Below are 17,810 nucleotides of genomic sequence, written 5' to 3' on the forward strand. Positions count from 1 at the left end.
TACGTGGCGAACCGCGTCGTAATGACCGCGTAAAGCGCGCCACACATCGCGCCATGAATTACGCCGCGAGCTTCGCCGCGGCTTCGTTCACCTGGCCGCGCGTGATGGCCAGTTCTTCGAGCCAGGCCGTGGCGTATTCGACGCCGGTTTCGCGCTCGAGACGCGCGATGGTGGCGGCGCACCGTGCGCCGTCCTTCGGCGTGGCGATGAACGACTTCACCGATTGCCCTGCCTTGAACGCCTCGAAGAGCGGCTCGCGCACTTCGTCGGGCAACGCGCGCACCCACTGATACGGCTTGCCGTTGAAGGTAAGCGAAGGCGGCAGCACGCGCTCTTTCTTCGCGGCCGGAATCAGGCCGTAAGTGCGCGCGGCCTCGCCGATCTGCTCGGGCGAAAAGAGTTCGTCTGGCGTGATTTCGAATTGCTGGATGTACGTTTCGATGGCCTGCATCGCGGCGGCGCGATCGTCGCGCTTCTTCTGCGCGCGGGCAACGATGTCGCGCAGCTCGTCCGCCTCTTCGGACGTGATCGTGAAGCTGGCCTGCTTCTGCTGGAGTTCGGAAAAGCGCTGGAATTCGTGGTCGGTGAGAAGTTTCGCCATGTCTTACGAGATGAGGCGCGCTGGCCGGCAAGGTTGCCCGGCATGGCGCGGTTTCGGGAGGGGCGACATTCTAACCGGATTCGACGGCGCTTCGGAGCGTGGGACGCGCGCTGCGCTAGGTCGCCGCCACCGCGTTGGCCCCATCCGCCTCGCGAAACATCGAAAGCGCTTCGGCTGTTTCGCGCAGCAGGTTCGTGGCGTCGTCGAGCGAGGGCGCCACGTATTCGTCGATGCGTTTCAGGAACGGGCACGTGAGCGCCGCGATGGCCTGGCCCGATGGCCCGAGCAGCGGAAACGTCACGTCCGTCACGCCGAAGATCTGCTGGCTTTCCTTGCGCAGGAAGCCGGCGGCGCGGATGCGCTCGCAGGCGTCTTCCAGGGCGTCGTGGTTGATGGCTACTTCGCCCTTCACCTTGGTGTGCTCCGCGAGCATGTGCGCACGCTGCTCCGGCGCCTGAAACGCGAGCATGGTGCGGCCCGAGCCGGTGTCCACGAGACCCACGCGCGAACCGAGCCGCACCGCGATGCCCCACGTGCCGGGACCGTCCACCTGCGCGATCACGAGCAGGTTGCCGCGATCGTAGACGGCGAGGTGGCACGACTGCTCGGCCGTGTTCGCGAAGCGATGCATGAGCGGCTGCGCGTACGCGATCAGCCGCTCCATGGGCGGGTGCCGGTGCGCGAGCGCAAAGAGTTTGAGCGAGAGCGAATAGCGGTCGCCGCCTTCGGACCGCACCACGTATTGGCGCGCCACGAGCCGCTCGAGCATGCGATAGATCTCGCTCGCGTTACGGCCCAGCAGCTTTGTGATTTCGGCGCGCGTGAGGCCGCCGCGCTGGTCCGAAAGCAGCTCCAGTATGTCGAGCCCCTTGTCGAGCGCCGGCGCGCGGTAGCGGTCGGAGTCGTCTTTCGGCTCGTCGCGTTGATCCTGGTGATCGCGCTCTGCCGCGCCTTCGCTGTCCTTTCCGTCCCCGTTGTTCATCGCTCGCGTTCCCGTTGCCTTGCTCATCGGATTATCCCGGCGCGTGAGTGTAGAGGCGAGGCGCCGCCTCGCCGCCAGGGAAAACACGGACGCATGGTGCGGTGCGCGTACCTTGACGTCCATAGGTTCGTCTATGAATAATAGATTCATTAATGAATCTGCGCATCCCTGTTCGACGCAGCGCCACAGCTCACCGAGCATCACGGAGAAACACTTGAGCGGCCCATTGCCTACCGACCCGCGTCTGATCCTGCTGAGCCCGGAGGACAACTGCCTGATTGCGGGCGCGCGTCTGGAAGCGGGCACGCAGCTGGACATCGAAGGCGAGCGCGTCACGCTGGCGAAGACCATCGACGTGGGCCACAAGGTGGCTCGCCGCGCGCTGGCGAAAGAAGAGAAGGTGGTGCGCTACGGCGCTCCCATCGGCCATATGACCGCGCCCGCAGCGCGCGGCGAGCACTTGCATACCCACAACCTGGAAAGCGACTACCTGCCCACCTACACCCACGACTCGGGCCACGAGTTCGTGAACCACTGACGAAGGCGGCCCGCGCCGTGCCGGATCGAATCATGAGCGAAACAGACGTAATCGAATCATCGGCGGGCGGCTCGGCAACGGGCGACCCGGGCGAGGCGCGGCCCGCGCTGCAAGGCTGGCTGCGCGGCGACGGCCGCAAGGGCGTGCGCAACGTGGTGGCCGTGGCCTATCTCGTGGAGTGCGCGCATCACGTGGCGCGTGAGATCGTCGGGCATTTCCGCGCGCCGCTGGGCGGCTTCGAGGTGGGTGCGGCGGGTGGGACGGATTCGGCGTCAGGGCAACCGCCCGTGCATCTGATCGGCTTTCCCGGCTGCTATCCGAACAGTTACGCGGAAAAGATGATGCAGCAGCTCGCCACGCATCCGAACGTGGGCGCCGTGCTGTTCGTCTCGCTGGGCTGCGAGAGCATGAACAAGCACTATCTGGCCGACGTGGTGCGCGAAAGCGGCCGTCCGGTGGAGGTGCTGACTATCCAGGAGAAAGGCGGCACGCGCAGCACCATCGAGTACGGCGTGGACTGGGTGCGCGACGCGCGCCGGCAACTCGCGGCGCAGCCGAAGGTGGCGATGGCGCTCGACGAACTCGTGATCGGCACCATCTGCGGCGGCTCGGACGGCACGAGCGGCATCACGGCAAACCCTGCCGTGGGCCGCGCGTTCGACCACCTGATCGCACACGGCGCCACCTGCATCTTCGAAGAAACGGGCGAGCTGGTGGGCTGCGAGTACCACATGAAGAACCGCGCCGCGCGGCCCGAGCTGGGCGAGGCGATCGTGGCTTCCGTGGAGAAGGCCGCGCGCTATTACACGGTGCTCGGTCACGGTTCGTTCGCGGTGGGCAACGCCGACGGCGGGCTCACCACGCAGGAAGAAAAGTCGCTGGGCGCGTATGCGAAGAGCGGAGCGTCGCCTATCGTCGGTATCGTGAAGCCGGGCGACGTGCCGCCCACGGGTGGGCTCTATCTGCTCGACGTGGTGCCCGACGGCGAGCCGCGCTTCGGTTTTCCCAACATCAGCGACAACGCCGAGATCGCCGAGCTGATTGCCTGCGGCGCGCACGTGATTCTGTTCACGACGGGGCGCGGTTCGGTGGTGGGGTCCGCGATTTCGCCGGTCATCAAGGTGTGTGCAAACCCGGTCACTTACCGTAATCTGTCGGGCGACATGGACGTGGACGCCGGCCGCATTCTGGAAGGCCGCGCCACGCTCGACGAAGTGGGGCGCGAGGTGTTCGAACAGACACTGGCGGTGGCGCAGGGCGCGCCGTCGAAGTCCGAGGCGCTCGGTCACCAGGAATTCATCCTGACCTACAAGACGTTCGAGCCGGTTGGCCCCGCATGCCTGCCCGCCAGTGTGCAGCCGCGCGGCGCGATTGCGATCGCGTCCAACTGATCGAACCCGGAGGAGACACCATGACAGCAGTGCTGCACCCCAAAGTGGCCGGCACGCGGCGCATCGGTCGCCGCGACGTGGAGGTCACCGGGCTCAGTCTCGGCACCGCGCCGCTCGGCGGCCTGTACCGCGATCTCTCCGACGAAGAGGCGCAAGCCACCGTGGACGCCGCGTGGAACGCGGGCGTGCGCTACTTCGATACGGCGCCGCACTACGGACACACGAAGGCCGAGCATCGCCTCGGCACCGCGCTGCGCCGCTATGCGCGCGCGGACTACGTGATCTCCACGAAGGTGGGCCGCCGCTTCGTGCCGCGCACCACGCCCTACGACGGCAGCGAAGGCTGGCAAAACCCGCTGCCGTTCCAGGCCATCTACGACTACACGCACGACGGCATCCTGCGTTCGTTCGAAGACAGCCAGCAGCGGCTTGGCATGATCGATATCGACATCGTGCTCGTGCACGACATTGGCCGCTACACGCACGGCGAGCGCAACGCGCACTACTGGAAGCAACTGACCGAAGGCGGCGGTTTTCGCGCGCTCGACGAACTGCGTTCGTCCGGTGCCGTGAAGGCCGTGGGGCTGGGTGTGAACGAAGGCCAGGTCATTCTCGAAGCGATGGCCGAGTTCGACATCGACTGCGCCTTGCTCGCGGGCCGCTACACGCTGCTGGAGCAGGGCACGCTCGATGACCTGCTGCCCGCCTGCACCGCGCGCAACGTGAGCATCCTGCTGGGCGGCGCGTTCAATTCGGGCATTCTTGCGCGCGGCGTGCAGGGCGACCTCAAGTTCAACTACGGCGATGCGCCGCCCGACGTGATCGAGCGCGTGGCAAGGCTCGAAACCGTGTGCCGCGCGCACGACGTGCCGCTCGCCGCGGCGGCGTTGCAGTTTCCGTATGCGCATCCCGCAGTAGCCACGGTGCTCACGGGCGCACGCACGCCGGCCGAATTGCTGGAAAACGTGGGCTCGTTCGAACGCGCAATTCCCGCCGCGTTGTGGCGCGCGCTGCGCGAGGAAGGACTGCTCGACCCGCGGGCGCCCGTGCCGGGGGACCAGCCGTGACGGCCGCATCGACGCCGTCCGCGCATTCGAACGCGGTGCCGCGCATCGACGCCCATCAGCATTTCTGGAAGCCCGAGCGCGGCGACTACGGGTGGCTGACGCCGGAACTCACCACGCTCTATCGCACCTTCGGTCCCGCCGACCTCGCGCCGCTGCGCGAAGCGGCGCACGTGTCGCGCACGGTGGTCGTGCAGGCCGCGCCTACTGTCGATGAAACGCGTTACCTGCTGGATCTGGCGCGCGCAGACGAATCGGTAGCGGGCGTGGTGGGCTGGGTGCCGCTCGACGATCCCAACGCGCCGCAGTTGATCGACGAACTCGCGCGCGAGCCGAAATTCAAGGGTCTGCGTCCGATGCTCCAGGACCTGCCCGACGATAACTGGATTGCCACCGCGCCCATCGCACCTGCCGTCGACGCGATGATCGAGCACGACCTCGCGTTCGACGCGCTCATCTTCACGCGCCACGTGCCTGCGCTCGAAACGTTCGTGCGCCGTTATCCGCGTTTGCGTGTGGTGATCGACCACGGCGCGAAGCCGCCTATTCATGACGGCGACGGCGCTGCGGGCTTTCGCGCCTGGGCCGACGGCATCGCGCGGCTCGCGCAGCTTTCGCACATGCAGTGCAAGCTCTCGGGCCTCGCCACCGAAGCGGCGCCGGGCTGGACCGAGGCCACGCTGCGCCCGTACGTCGATCATCTGCTGGCCACGTTTGGCGCCGCGCGTCTGATGTGGGGCAGCGACTGGCCGGTGCTGAATCTCAACGGCGATTACTTGCGCTGGCACGACGCGGCGCAGACGCTGCTCGCCGGACTTTCCGCTGCACAGCGCGACGCCGTATTCGGCGGCAATGCCGCTGCGTTCTATCGTCTGTCACCTCGCTGACGTATGTCTCGCGTGGAGCGCGTGCTGCAATAGCCAGTATGTCGCTCGCGCCATTTCGAGTGGAGCCGTGCATGGTACAAAGACTCAACGGAAAGACAGCATTGATTACCGCAGCGGGCCAGGGCATCGGGCTCGCCACGGCCGAGCTGTTTGCGCGCGAAGGCGCGCGTGTGATCGCCACCGACATTCGCATCGACGGTCTCGCGGGCAAGCCTGTGGAGGCGCACAAACTCGACGTGCTGGACGCAGCGGCCATCGAAGCACTCGCGCGCGACGTGGGACCCATCGACGTGCTGTTCAATTGCGCGGGCTTCGTGCACGCGGGCTCCATTCTGGAAGCGAGCGAAGAGGACTGGGACTTCGCGTTCGATCTCAACGTGAAGGCGATGTACCGCACCATTCGCGCGTTCCTGCCCGGCATGCTCGAGAAGGGCGGCGGGTCGATCATCAACATGTCGTCGGCGGCGTCGAGCATCAAGGGCGTGCCGAACCGTTTCGTCTACGGCGCGTCGAAAGCGGCTGTGATAGGGTTGACCAAGTCTGTCGCGGCCGACTTCGTGACGCGCGGCATTCGCTGCAACGCGATCTGTCCGGGCACCGTGGCGTCGCCCTCGCTCGAAGAGCGGATCGCGGCGCAGGCCAAGGCGCAGGGCATCACGGTAGACGCCGCGCGCGCGGCGTTCGTGGCGCGCCAGCCGATGGGCCGCGTCGGCAAGGCCGAGGAAATCGCGGCGCTGGCGCTGTATCTGGCCTCGGACGAGTCGGGCTTCACTACCGGTCAGGCACATGTGATCGACGGCGGCTGGGCGAATTGAGCGCTTGCCGTCTGCTTTCGCACGGACCACTCGCATTGACCCGCATGAGCATTTTTCACCACTGAACACACAGGACACGCAACGATGAAACTGCTTCGTTATGGGCCGAAAGGCCAGGAAAAACCGGGCTTGCTGGATGCCGACGGCAAGATTCGCGACCTGTCCAACGTAGTGCCCGACATTGCAGGCGACGTGCTCACCGACGCGGGCCTCGCGAAGCTGCGCGCGGTCGACGTCGCCTCGCTGCCCGTGGTGGAAGGCAATCCGCGCATCGGGCCGTGCGTGGGGCGCATCGGCAAGTTCGTCTGCATCGGCCTCAACTACGCGGACCATGCGGCCGAATCGAACCTGCCCGTGCCCACGGAGCCCGTCGTCTTCAACAAGTGGACGAGCGCGGTGGTGGGCCCGAACGACGACGTGGAGATTCCGCGCGGCTCGAAGAAGACCGACTGGGAAGTGGAACTGGGCGTGGTGATCGGCAAGCCCGCGAAGTACATCGACGAAGCGAATGCGCTGGACTACGTGGCCGGTTATTGCGTCGTGAACGACGTGTCCGAGCGCGAGTGGCAGATCGAGCGCGCCGGGCAGTGGGACAAAGGCAAGGGCTTCGATACGTTCGGCCCTATCGGCCCATGGCTCGTGACGCGCGACGAAGTGGCGAACCCGCAGAACCTGGACCTGTGGCTCGAAGTGGACGGCCATCGTTACCAGAACGGCAACACGCGCACCATGGTGTTCACCGTGGCGAAGCTGGTCTCGTATCTGTCGCAATGTATGAGCCTGCAACCCGGCGACGTGATCTCCACGGGCACGCCGCCTGGCGTGGGCATGGGCGTGAAGCCGAACCCCGTGTATCTGAAAGCCGGGCAGACCATGCGCCTCGGCATTCAAGGGCTGGGCGAGCAGCAGCAACGCACGTATGCGGCTGAATAAGCTGCGCCAATGAGCCATGCGGCGCGCCGCGACAGGTTGCGCGGCACGCTCTGCAGAGGGCGCCTACGCCTGAGCGGCGAGGCGCCCGTTTTCTTCCGGCAGTCGGTTGATCGTGCCTTGCGCGACGGCCACCAGTTTTTCTTCGCCGGCATCCACCACGAACACGCTGCACTGGCACGTCGCCTGTTGACGGCTGGCGTACACCACCTGCGCGCGGGCGAGCAGCACGCCGCTCACGGCGGGCCGCAGATAGTTGATCTTGTATTCGCCCGTCACGACCTTCGGGCCCAGGGCCAGCGCGCCCGCGAACGTCAGCGCGTTGTCGGCCAGATAGCTCAGCACGCCACCGTGCACGAAGCCGTGCTGTTGCCTCAGTTCGTCGCGCACGGGCAGGCACAGCGTCAAGTCCCTCGTGCCCACATGCGTCAGTTCGGCGCCGAGCAGCATGCTGAACGGTTGGGCATGCAGCGCGCCGCGCGCGCGATCCAGTAAATCGGTCATTGTCGTTCCTCGGGGCCGGTCCGTCCGCTGCGACGTCCCTCACACTGGCCCTGTTCGCGTTCTCAGGACTATAGGAGGCGAGTTGCGATCGGACAAGGACGGTTTGGCCGCAGCGTCGGCTTCGCCCGATCTCCATGCAGCCCTGTTTTTTGTGCTCAAGCCAACGTTTGCGTTGCCGTAAACCCCGACGTGAGCGCAGGTGGCGGGGCGCGCTGCCGTGCCTCATCGATTTTCCTATTCCTCGCAAGTCAGGTGTTCAATGTTCAGCAAGATCAAGGTCGCATCGGGCCTGTTATGTGTTCTGGCCGCTTTCTGCGTGTTGCAGGTGGTGACCGAGGGGCTGGGGTTCTGGTCGCTCACGCGCACGCACGACGACGTGGGCGATCTCTCCAACATCGCGCTGCGGCAGATGGATGCGGTGAACGAGACCACCCAGCATCTGATGGATGCGCGCATCAACCTCTCGCGCGCCGGCACGCGGATGGTTCGCGGCGGTACCGAGCCCACCGAAATCGTTCAGCACGCGCGCGAGCAACTCGCGCTTGCCGACAAATCGTTCGAGACGTTCACGAGCGCACGCAAGATGAGCGCCGAGAACACCGCGCGCGCGGCGGCACTCGCCGAGCGCTTTCAGAAGCTGCACGGCGCGCTGACCGAACTCGCGCAGTTTCTCGACGCGGGTAACATCCAGGCGTTCCTCGATCAACCGACGCAGTCCTTCCAGGACGCGTATCTCACCGAGCAACACAATTTCGTGCAGTTCAGCACGGCGGCGAGCCGCGCGTCGCTCGATTCGATCGACAGCCGCCTTGCGTTGTTCGACGGCGTGGGCCTCGCGATTCTCTTCGTGCTCGTCGCGTTGACGGCGGCCGTCTATATCGCGCTGCGGCGCGGTGTGGTGGGTCCGCTCGAAGACGCGGGGCGTCACTTCGAGCGCATCGCGCAAGGCAAGCTCGACGAACCGGTCAGGGCTCAGGGCACGAACGAGATCGGTCGGCTCTTTTCGGGGCTGGCGAGGATGCAGGCCAGCGTGGCGCGCACCGTGAAGGTGGTGCGTGAAGTGGCGGACTCCATCCATATCGGCGCCGACGAAATCGCCACGGGCAACGCGGATCTTTCGGCCCGCACCGAGAACCAGGCGGCGTCGCTGGAAGAAACCGCCGCGAGCATGGAGGAACTCACCTCCACCGTGCGCCGCAACGCCGACCACGCGCGCGAGGCGAACGAACTCGCGAACACCGCGCTCGATGCCACGTCGCGCGGCAGCGAGGTCGTGAACGAAGTGGTCGACAAGATGCGCGGCATTGCGCGCAGCTCGGACAAGATCGCGGAGATCATCGGTGTGATCGACGGCATCGCGTTCCAGACCAACATCCTCGCGCTGAATGCGGCCGTGGAAGCGGCGCGCGCGGGCGAGCAGGGCCGCGGCTTCGCCGTGGTGGCCGGCGAAGTGCGCGGGCTGGCCCAGCGCAGCGCGCAATCGGCCAAGGAGATCAAGACGCTGATCAGCGAATCCGTCGCGCAGATTCAGGGCGGCTCGGAACTCGTGGAGCGCGCGGGCGAAGCGATGAGCAACGTGTCGGCGTCCATCTCGCGCGTGACGCAGATGATGGCGGACATCACCGCGTCGTCGATGGAGCAGAGCACCGGCATCGAGCAGGTCAACCAGGCCGTGGTGCAAATGGACGAGATGACGCAGCAGAACGCGGCGCTCGTCGAAGAGGCTGCGGCCGCAGCGGCGTCGCTGCATCAGCAGACGCAGCAACTGAAGGAAGCGGTCTCCGTCTTCGAGATTTCGGAGGCCGTGCTGGGCGACGCGCGAAGCGGTGGGATGTCGGCGGCGCGGCGAGTGGAGCCGGCGGGGGCGTTCGCGGCGGCTTGAGCGCTGTCCTCAGCGCATCAAGGCAGCGCAGCGTAAGCGGTGGCGAGATGGTACGGCGTGGTGGACGGCATGTCCGCGCGCGCGACGTCCCCTTCGGGCGTCTTGCACTCGTACCATCCGCGCGCATGCAGAAAGCGCTCGCGAAAGCGCTCGATCTGCTGCGGCAACGCCTCGCGCACCGCGGCGTCGTTGTGCGTGGCGAGCGCGCGCAGATATTCGGTCTGCGCCCAGATGCGTTGCGTGGCATCGAGCATGCCGCCGTGTTCATCGAGCGCGGCGGCCACACCGCCTGTCGAAGGGTCCACGCCGTGCTGTTGCGCGAACGTGAAGGCGCGCGACATGGCCTCGTCGAGGCCCGAGTTGCCGAGCAGGCCTTTCGCGCGCGAGACCAGATAGAACCATTCGAACTGATGTCCCGGCTCCACGCGATTGCCCTCGGCGCCGACGGGCAGCTCAGCGATGCAGCCCGTGGGCGCGTGCACGAACGTGCGCGCGATGGCTTCGGCGAGGCGCGTGACGGCGCTGTCGAACGCGGCGTCGCGCGTGGCTTCGCGAGCGGCGAGCCAGGCTTCCGTGAGATGCATCAGCGGATTCTGCAGCGGCGTGCCGGTGACGCTGCGAAAGTCGTCGCCCAGCGCCGCGTTGAAGAGGCCGTCGCGCGCGGCGAAGCGCTCTTCGATCAGCGCGGACGTACTGTGCACGATACCCAGCGCATCGCGATTGCCGAACTGCGCGCCATACACGGAGCACGCGAAGACGACGAACGCGTGCGTGTAGAGATCTTTCGTGGTGTCGAGCGGCGCGCCGTCCGGGCCGACGCTATAGAACCAGCCGCCGTGGCGACGATCTTCGAACGTGTGGCGCAGGGCGTCGAAGAGCGTGTGCGCGTGGGCGGAGTCGTTGGCGAGCGAGAAGACGAACAGCTGGCGCGCGCACGCCATCGCGCGATAGCGGGTGACGGGCAACGGACGGTGATCGTCCGGCGTCACCGCTTCGTAGGGCAGACGCAGCGCGGCGTTGAAGCCGGCGCCGCGCCACAGCGGCAGAATCACCTGGGAGAAATGATCGCGCAGCGAGGCGGCCGGCGTGGATGCGTTCATCGGGGTAGGCGTCGTGTCCGCGCGTGCGTGGAACTGCGCGCGTGCACGCGGACGGCGGTAGATCGGGAAGGTTGCGATTGTACGCTCTTCGCTTTGCGTTTCTCATCGCGGATGGGGCGCGCAACGCCTGCGGGCGGGGCTTTGAGGCGTAACCCCATTGCGTGTTTCGGAGGACGCCGAAGTGCCGAACGAGCGGCAAATGAGGTCGGCAGAAGCGCGGCTACGTGCGACAATGCCGCCTTGAAATTGCAGCAGGTCCAGACAGCATTGTGTGACGGCACAACCGAGACACGAACCACGGTGAAGCCGCCGCGAAGCGACAATCGCACGTTCCCTATGGCAGATTCCGCAGCACCCAGAACCCCTCGCTCCTCGCGCGCCGCGTCCACGAAACGGCGCGCGTCCACCGTTTCCACGGACACCGAAAACAAGCTCGCGCGCGCCGCCCAATCGGTGCAGCGTCTGGCGCAACTCACCGACGTGCCGCGCGACGACAGCACGCTCGACCTCTTTCCCGACGACCCCACACGCGGACTGGTCGAAGCGATGCAGATCGACGTGAGGCAAGGCACGCTCTCGGGATTCGAATTGCCTGAAGCGGTGCTGGCCGCGGTGACGGCGACGCAGCTCGATGCATCGGCTGGCGCGGCGGCGGAGCAGGTGAAGCCGACGCGGCGCGCGGCACGTGCATCGAAAGCGGAGGGCGCCGCTGTGCTGCCCACGGAAGATGTGGATAGTGGGGCGCTTGTGTCGGCGCCGGTGGCTCGGGGTGTTGTGGACGAGGTGAGCAAGAAGGCTGCGGGGCACGCACATGCAGATTCGGGCGCTGCGGATGCGGCCCGAACGAACGACGAAGCTCAAGCGACAGACACGCTCGCTGCGGGCATCGGCGGGCATGCGAATGGAACCGGGCCCTCCAGTGATCGTGCTGCGGCTGCGCAGCGCGATGCGGATTCCGAACCCTCTTCCGGCGCCAGGCCCGGCGCCCACGCCGCCGAACGTTCTCCGAACAAGGACACGAGCAGCGCGCCAGCGCCGACCGTGACGGAACACAACGCACCCATCACGTCTGCACAAGGTCTCGCGTCTATCGCGAGTCCCGTTGCGCCAGCTTCGGACGCACTGCGGTCCGTACTTCAGGCGCGCCAGCAGACCATCGCCGCGAATGGCCCGGCAACGCTCAAACCCGGCGTTTCGGCGCAGCGATTCGCAGCGCCGCGCGCGCCGAGTGCGCCATCGGACGCAGCGGCCGGCAACGCTGCACACCACGTCAGCCCGGAACTGGACCGCGCCCGCGCGACGGCGTTTGCCGACACGGTGGACGCCCTCTATGGCGTGATCGCCGATCAGCGTCGAGCCGCCGCCGATCACTCGCGGCGAATGAAGTGGATGCTTTCCATCGTGGTGGGCGCGCTGCTCGCGACGGTGGCGATCGGCATCGCGCAGACGTTGCTGCTGGTTCGGCTCACGCGCGACACCACCGCGCAGCAACAGCGCATGGAGCAGATGCTGATGAATCAGCAGGCAACGCTCGCCACGCTGCTCGATACGGATTCGGCGACGGTCAGCGTGCCGCAACCGGCCGTACCGGGTGCACCGGTCGCGACCGCGCCTTCCGCTGCCGGTCCCTCGCAGCCCACGCAGCATCCCGCTGCGTCAGGCGGGCGGCACAGCGCGAAATCTCAGCACGCGCATAAGACGAAAACGTCGTCGGCGACGCATTGACCCGGCCCGCGTCGCGACACGATATTCGCCTTGAACCACCTGCCGCTGCCGCCTATCTTTTAAGTCGCTTTCCTCTTTCCGGGAGACGACCATGGGCGGCGACGCAGTGAATGTGCACTTCGACAGGACACATCTGGTGCTCGACCTGCTGGACGGGCGGGCCATTCAGTTTCCGCTGCACTGGTTTCCCGTGCTGGAAGCGGCGACCGAGGCGGAGCGCGAGCACTTCGCGATATCGATGGACCGCAAGCAGTTGTACTGGCCGGAACTCGACGAAGACGTGAACGTGACGGCGTTGCTCATGTCGATGGCGGAAGGCACGCGGCACTAGAGCCCTCTATGGCTGCCGAGGCCGTGATCGCCGGGGCGCAGGCGGTTTTTCTGCGCGGACGGTTCACGCGTGCCTTGCTCCTTGTCTTACCTTCAGCTGCTTGCCTCCGGCTGCTCGCGTCCGACTGCGCCGTGAAACGCCGCACAGCGCTTTCGCGCGGCCTTTCCGCCGAGCCTTCACTCACGGCTCGTCACACGGGTTCGATGTGGCGAGCCTCTGTTTGCTCGCTATTCCCCTTCCGGTGTCTTGAGGTGAACTGACCTGTGTTGCCGGTAGGCGGCTCAGCTGGGGAAAATCGGCACCCGAAAACCGTATATACTGTTTATACCAATTACGACGGGGATCCAGATGAATACACCGCAAATCAAGCAGCCAACGAAGAAAGCGTTCCACTTCCCGAAAGGCGCAGAGGAACCGGCGACGGGCGACAACGAGAAGCCCGCTGCCAAGGGAAGCCGCCGCGCTGCTACGTCGAAGCCGGCGAGTGACGCTGTGACGGCGAAGAAGGCAGCGTCGGTGAAGGTCGCGCCGGAGAAGGCGAAGAAGGCGCCGGCTACGCCGCAGAAGAAGGCAAGCAAGGCAGTGGCTGAAGCAGTAACCGAGACGGCAACGCAAGCCGCCGCGAAAAAGAACGCGGATAAGGCTGCGGAAACGTCGGCGAAGAAGAAGGCTGCCGAAGCCGCGTCGAAGAAGCCGGCCAAGGCTGCCAAGACCGCTAAGGCAGCGAACGAGCCAGCCGCCACGGTTGCTACGGAAGAGAAGGTACGCCGCGCGAAGAAGGAAAAGGTGGTGCGTGACAGTTTCACGATGCCGAAGTCGGATTACGCGAAGATCGCCGAACTCAAGCAGCGTTGTTTGTCCGCAGGCGTGCAGGTGAAGAAGAGCGAACTGCTGCGTGCGGGCTTGCTGCTGCTCGCAGGGAAAGACGAAAAGGGACTTGTGGACGCCGTTTCCGCAGTCGAACTCGTCAAGACCGGCCGCCCCGCCAACGCGTGACGTCGTTGCCCATTGACGCATGCCGAGGCCGCCTTGTGCGGCCTCTTTCATTTCCGCGATCAGCCGATGCGCGCTGAGCCCAGCGGATACGCCGCGGCGCCGAACACCCCTCTTCAGTGGGAATGCCGGTGATGGATGTCCGGGTAGTGCGCGTGCGTATGAGCGATGGCGTCGTGCTGATGTGGATGCGTATGCGGCTCGTTGCCGTCCCAGTCGAAGTCGTGCGTGTGCCGATGATGTTCATCGTGCCGATGACGATGGCTGTGCCGCATCGGCTCATGCGTATGGGCGTGTTCGTGACGCTCGCGCAGATGCAGCCACACGCCCAGCCCCATGAGGAGGGCGGCGGCCCAGAACGGCCACGGCGGCATCTGCGGCCAGAGGATGAGGGCCAACGCCACGCCGAACAGTGGCGCAACAGAGAAATACGCGCCCGTGCGTGCCGTGCCGAGGTGGCGCAACGCGACAACGAAGAGCGCAAGGCTCACGCCGTACCCCGCAAACCCGGTGACCATTGCGGCGAGCGTGGTCCCGGCTTCAGGCAGGTGGGCGCCTGATCCCAACGAGATCGCCAGATTGACCGAGCCGGCCACCAACCCTTTGACGCAGGCAATCATCGTCGCGTCGTGGGTGGAGACTTTGCGGGTGAGGTTGTTGTCGATAGCCCAGCAGGCACATGCGGCCGCCACGAAGAGTGCCCCCGTCGTGACGCCGCCCACACCCGGCTGCCATGAGAGCAACAGGCCGCCGGCCACGATGGCGACCATACCCAGAAAGACCGACAGATCGACGTTCTCGCGGAACACGAGCCACGCGATTACCGCCGTGAACACGCCTTCCAGGTTCAGCAGCAGCGATGCCGTGGCGGCCGGCGTCGTGGTGAGGCCGAGCATGAGCAGGGCCGGGCCGGCTACTCCGCCGGCCGCGATTGCGCCTGCCAGCCACGGAATCTCGGGGCGTGCGATGCGGTCGCGATGAGCCGCTTCGTTGGCACGCCGCCTTGCTCGCTGTATCGCCATGACGACGGCGAGCCCCACGCCGCTGCCCAGATAGAAGAGCCCCGCCACCATGAAGGGCGAAATCGACCCGAGCAGCGCCTTGGCGAGCGGCGTCGTGGCGCCAAAGAGCGCTGCAGCCAATAGCGCCGTGAAGGCCGCGTTCAGCCGACGAGCCGGGCGAGGATTCGAAGCGGTTTGCATGAGGCCGAAGGTTCGTTGAATGGGCAATGGAGCGACGAGACGCCACGATACAACGCCTGCGGGGCGTGACGTCAGTCGGCCGATCGGCAGATGCACCGCCATTTGCCAAATGGCCGCGCATGACGCGAGTTGGCCCTGTTTAAAAAGAGGGCGCAGATGCGCGGCGAAGAGCATCCATGTGTTGTGTCGCTGCAACGCGGCACCCTTCTCAGCCCGCCAATTCGGCAGCGTTATAAAGAAATGCTGCAATGCACTAGTATTTGCTTAGGGAAAACCCTATACTTCATCCGTCAGGGAAAACCCTTAATCATTCAGCGCCAACCAGCCGGGAGTCGCCATGAGCTTTATCCTCGCACTGTTCCAGAAGGTCAGCGATCTCTTCGCGTCGCCGCACCTGCCGATGGACTCCGAATATTCGTACGAAGCGCGCCACCGCGAAGCGGAACGCCTGCGCCGCTCGCAGGTTTCGCTGTTCGGCATCCTGGGCGACTGATCGGAATCTTCCGCTCTATTTGCGCGCATCAGCGTTCGCGCGGCGCGCTTTGCTGAATTGCGTGGGGCCCGTCGTAGGACGGCGTAGACACAGATACAGCAAGAACACCGCAAGGCCGGCTTTCCCTCGACGGGAAGTCGGCCTTTTCAATTGCTGCCCTCTCCCGGCTTCTGTGAATAGACGCGGTTCCCCGGGCTGCTCGCCAGACATGCCTCCGGAGCGTTCGCTTACCGTTCAGACACTTGCCGCCGCTGTGCCCAGGTTTTCCACACCCTTGCCAACAAAATATGTGGAAAACCGGGGCGCCACGCGCAGGTGCGCCTCTTTGCTCCTGTTGATCTGTGCAGGGGACTTCCAAAACCGCAAAGACATCCCGCTGGCAGGCCTTTAGCGGCCGACTGCACGTCGCTGCGCCGCGACGCGAAAGTCGTTGTCCATCAGTGTCTTGCCGGGCATGTCCGGGCGTTTTCCACAGCCTTGCCAACAAAATATGGGGATAACTCCGTTAGCCATTCGGCCGATTGTCGGCCGCAAGCGGGCACGCCGATAATCAGGCCGTATCTTCCTGCGGCCCCATCACGGAGGCGTCCATGCAATTTCCCACGGGATCTGTCGTCGCACTCAGTTCGGCGGCATCGACGGTGTTTTCCATCGGCATGATTTCGCTCACGTGGTGGGGGATTCATGAGCCCACGCCGTGGCGGGTCGGTGACGTGATCGTCACGCTGCTTGCGCTCTTTGGGTTCGCATGCCTCGGTTGCGTGCCGTGGCTGGCCACCTCGCCCATGCGGCATGAGACCGACGAGTCGCGGGTGGCAGTCGCGCGTCGCGCGTTTCTGGCGGGCGTGATCGCGATGTGGCTTTCCATTGTCGCCACGATCTTCGTCGCATGAAGCACAGCGCAAGCGTTACAGCGAGGCGCCGGTGGCCCGGAGCCTCGGCAGAAGCCGCTGCGCGGGGGCGGCGTTGCGATGAGCATCGCTTTGCCCCGCGCCGCGGTCGCGTGCGATCAGAACCGCGTGCGCATGCCCACCGTACCGACCACCTGGTTCGCCGTCGAAGACGCGCCGCCTGCCGTATTGATGAACGCGACGTAGTTCTTGCCCGAGGCGTGCTGGTACATCGCTTCGAGGTAGACGTCCGTGCGCTTCGAGAGCTTGTAGACCGTCTGGAAGTCGACCTGGTGCCACTTCGGGTCCGCGCCGAACGTCGACGTGTTGTCCACGTGCCCGTTCGTGTACGTGTATGCGAGGCCCAAGCTCAACGCCGGTGTGACGGCATACTTGCCGTTCACTTCGAAGTTGTTGAAGCTCACGGTGCCGCCCGTCGAACCGAAGGAGCCCGAATTCTCGTACTCGCTGCGCGTGTAGACGAAGCCCGTCACGAACGGTCCGAACGCATAGTTGATGCCGCCGCCGAAGGAGCGCATACGGTCCGCGCCGAGGGCGAAGCCGCCCTTGCCGTTCGCCGTCGATTCAGCCAGGTCCACGGCCCCCGGGCTGCTTGCCGTGGCGCCCTTCGAGCCATTGATCTGCAGGAAGCCGCCCGCTACGGAAAGCGGACCGTTCGTATAGCTTGCGCCGAAGCTGTAGGCGCGATTCATCGCGAAGTCCGTGTTGTTCGAGAACGCGTAGAGCCCGCCGAACTTGATGCCCGCGTAGTCGTTGCTCGCGAACTTGACCGCGTTGCTGATACGCAGCGAGTGGTTCAGGTTGTCGTTGTCGAATGGGTGCGCAAAGCTGGCGTCGCCGAAAGTGCCGGCGGTAGCCGAGAGCGGCGCCACATAGTCGACGAGCGAGTCGTACTGGCGGCCCAGCGTCAGCGTGCCGAACTGGCTGCTCGAAAGACCGACATAGGCCTGGCGTCCGAACAGACGGCTGTCCTGGCCGAGCTTGCCGCTTTGTACGTTGAAGCCGTTTTCGAGGACGAACAGCGCTTTGAGACCACCGCCCAGGTCTTCGCTGCCGCGCACGCCGAAACGGCTGCCGTTGATGTTGCCGCTCGTGGCTTGCCAGAGCGGCCCGCTCGTCTTGCCGCTCACGACGTTGTTCGTGTACATGATGCCGGCATCGATCAACCCGTAGAGCGTGACCGAGCTCTGTGCGTGCGCGGCCGATGCGGCGAATGCGCCCGCCGTCGCAAGCGCAAACGAAATCTTTTTCTTCACTGGAATAGCTCCTGAACTGTTGCTGCAGGGGAAAAGAACTGCGTCAGGAGTGTAAGAAGGCGGCGCCGCGAGAAAACCCGCTGTGCATGGAGAACAGTCTTGCTCAGGTTGGAACGAAGATGTCATCGCCCTGTCATGAAGCGGAACCAGGCAAGAGCGTGCGCGGCCCGAAGCCGCCGCGCACTATATTGACGTGTGGAATCGG

Annotated in this window: 18 protein-coding genes; 12 read left to right on the forward strand and 6 right to left on the reverse strand. The window is 65.5% G+C overall.

Annotated elements, in window-relative coordinates; translation table 11 throughout:
* Positions 1–58: 58 nt before the first annotated feature.
* Together U0042_RS04165 and U0042_RS04170 are read right to left on the reverse strand one after the other, a co-directional pair.
* Complete coding sequence (locus U0042_RS04165) at positions 59–601, reverse strand: hypothetical protein (RefSeq protein ID WP_114809994.1); 543 nt, start codon at positions 599–601, stop codon at positions 59–61.
* 115 nt (positions 602–716) lie between these two features.
* On the reverse strand, positions 717–1,583 hold the full coding sequence (locus tag U0042_RS04170; RefSeq protein ID WP_114809995.1) for an IclR family transcriptional regulator: 867 nt from the start codon (positions 1,581–1,583) through the stop codon (positions 717–719).
* 214 nt (positions 1,584–1,797) lie between these two features.
* Between U0042_RS04170 and U0042_RS04175 the strand changes: the two genes are divergently transcribed.
* The 6 genes from U0042_RS04175 (at position 1,798) to U0042_RS04200 (ending at position 7,211) form a co-directional block, all read left to right on the forward strand.
* A complete protein-coding gene (locus tag U0042_RS04175) occupies positions 1,798–2,121 on the forward strand; it encodes a UxaA family hydrolase (RefSeq protein ID WP_114809996.1) in 324 nt (107 codons plus the stop codon).
* Positions 2,122–2,153: 32 nt separating this feature from the next.
* Positions 2,154–3,512 (forward strand): UxaA family hydrolase, encoded by a 1,359-nt coding sequence (locus tag U0042_RS04180; RefSeq protein WP_232833284.1) that lies wholly within the window; start codon positions 2,154–2,156, stop codon positions 3,510–3,512.
* Positions 3,513–3,532: 20 nt separating this feature from the next.
* Positions 3,533–4,579 (forward strand): aldo/keto reductase, encoded by a 1,047-nt coding sequence (locus tag U0042_RS04185; RefSeq protein WP_114809997.1) that lies wholly within the window; start codon positions 3,533–3,535, stop codon positions 4,577–4,579.
* Positions 4,576–5,463 (forward strand): amidohydrolase family protein, encoded by an 888-nt coding sequence (locus U0042_RS04190; RefSeq protein ID WP_419150489.1) that lies wholly within the window; start codon positions 4,576–4,578, stop codon positions 5,461–5,463. Before U0042_RS04185 ends, U0042_RS04190 begins: the two co-directional genes overlap by 4 nt.
* 71 nt (positions 5,464–5,534) lie before the next feature.
* Positions 5,535–6,278, forward strand: a complete 744-nt coding sequence (locus U0042_RS04195; RefSeq protein WP_114809998.1) for an SDR family oxidoreductase — start codon at positions 5,535–5,537, stop codon at positions 6,276–6,278.
* An 84-nt stretch (positions 6,279–6,362) separates the two neighbouring features.
* Positions 6,363–7,211 (forward strand): ureidoglycolate lyase, encoded by an 849-nt coding sequence (locus U0042_RS04200; RefSeq protein ID WP_114809999.1) that lies wholly within the window; start codon positions 6,363–6,365, stop codon positions 7,209–7,211.
* Between the two features lie 63 nt (positions 7,212–7,274).
* On the opposite strand, the gene U0042_RS04205 is transcribed toward U0042_RS04200, so the two are convergent.
* On the reverse strand, positions 7,275–7,712 hold the full coding sequence (locus tag U0042_RS04205; protein ID WP_114810000.1) for a PaaI family thioesterase: 438 nt from the start codon (positions 7,710–7,712) through the stop codon (positions 7,275–7,277).
* A 259-nt stretch (positions 7,713–7,971) separates the two neighbouring features.
* On the opposite strand from U0042_RS04205, the gene U0042_RS04210 reads away from it, so the two are divergent.
* Positions 7,972–9,594, forward strand: coding sequence for a methyl-accepting chemotaxis protein (locus U0042_RS04210; RefSeq protein WP_114810001.1), 1,623 nt, complete (start codon positions 7,972–7,974; stop codon positions 9,592–9,594).
* Between the two features lie 17 nt (positions 9,595–9,611).
* Here the strand turns inward: U0042_RS04210 and U0042_RS04215 are convergent, their stop codons facing one another.
* The gene (locus U0042_RS04215) at positions 9,612–10,694 is read right to left on the reverse strand and encodes an AGE family epimerase/isomerase (protein WP_114810002.1); all 1,083 of its coding nucleotides are present in this window, start codon (positions 10,692–10,694) and stop codon (positions 9,612–9,614) included.
* A 336-nt stretch (positions 10,695–11,030) separates the two neighbouring features.
* Between U0042_RS04215 and U0042_RS04220 the strand changes: the two genes are divergently transcribed.
* The 3 genes from U0042_RS04220 (at position 11,031) to U0042_RS04230 (ending at position 13,746) form a co-directional block, all read left to right on the forward strand.
* Positions 11,031–12,419, forward strand: coding sequence for a hypothetical protein (locus U0042_RS04220; protein WP_114810003.1), 1,389 nt, complete (start codon positions 11,031–11,033; stop codon positions 12,417–12,419).
* Between the two features lie 91 nt (positions 12,420–12,510).
* Positions 12,511–12,750, forward strand: a complete 240-nt coding sequence (locus tag U0042_RS04225; RefSeq protein ID WP_114810004.1) for a DUF2442 domain-containing protein — start codon at positions 12,511–12,513, stop codon at positions 12,748–12,750.
* A gap of 348 nt (positions 12,751–13,098) precedes the next feature.
* On the forward strand, positions 13,099–13,746 hold the full coding sequence (locus U0042_RS04230) for a hypothetical protein (protein ID WP_114810005.1): 648 nt from the start codon (positions 13,099–13,101) through the stop codon (positions 13,744–13,746).
* A 113-nt stretch (positions 13,747–13,859) separates the two neighbouring features.
* Here U0042_RS04230 and U0042_RS04235 read toward each other — a convergent pair whose 3' ends face one another.
* On the reverse strand, positions 13,860–14,945 hold the full coding sequence (locus tag U0042_RS04235) for a DMT family transporter (RefSeq protein WP_114810006.1): 1,086 nt from the start codon (positions 14,943–14,945) through the stop codon (positions 13,860–13,862).
* A gap of 337 nt (positions 14,946–15,282) precedes the next feature.
* On the opposite strand from U0042_RS04235, the gene U0042_RS04240 reads away from it, so the two are divergent.
* Both U0042_RS04240 and U0042_RS04245 read left to right on the forward strand, forming a co-directional pair.
* On the forward strand, positions 15,283–15,438 hold the full coding sequence (locus U0042_RS04240) for a hypothetical protein (protein ID WP_169743700.1): 156 nt from the start codon (positions 15,283–15,285) through the stop codon (positions 15,436–15,438).
* A gap of 590 nt (positions 15,439–16,028) precedes the next feature.
* Positions 16,029–16,331 carry a hypothetical protein gene (locus tag U0042_RS04245; protein WP_114810007.1) on the forward strand — a complete coding sequence of 101 codons (303 nt, stop codon included), beginning with the start codon at positions 16,029–16,031 and terminating at the stop codon, positions 16,329–16,331.
* A gap of 116 nt (positions 16,332–16,447) precedes the next feature.
* On the opposite strand, the gene U0042_RS04250 is transcribed toward U0042_RS04245, so the two are convergent.
* Positions 16,448–17,605, reverse strand: a complete 1,158-nt coding sequence (locus tag U0042_RS04250; RefSeq protein ID WP_114810008.1) for a porin — start codon at positions 17,603–17,605, stop codon at positions 16,448–16,450.
* Between the last annotated feature and the right edge of the window lie 205 nt (positions 17,606–17,810).

The organism is Paraburkholderia kururiensis (assembly GCF_034424375.1).
Classification (GTDB): Bacteria; Pseudomonadota; Gammaproteobacteria; order Burkholderiales; family Burkholderiaceae; genus Paraburkholderia; species Paraburkholderia kururiensis_A.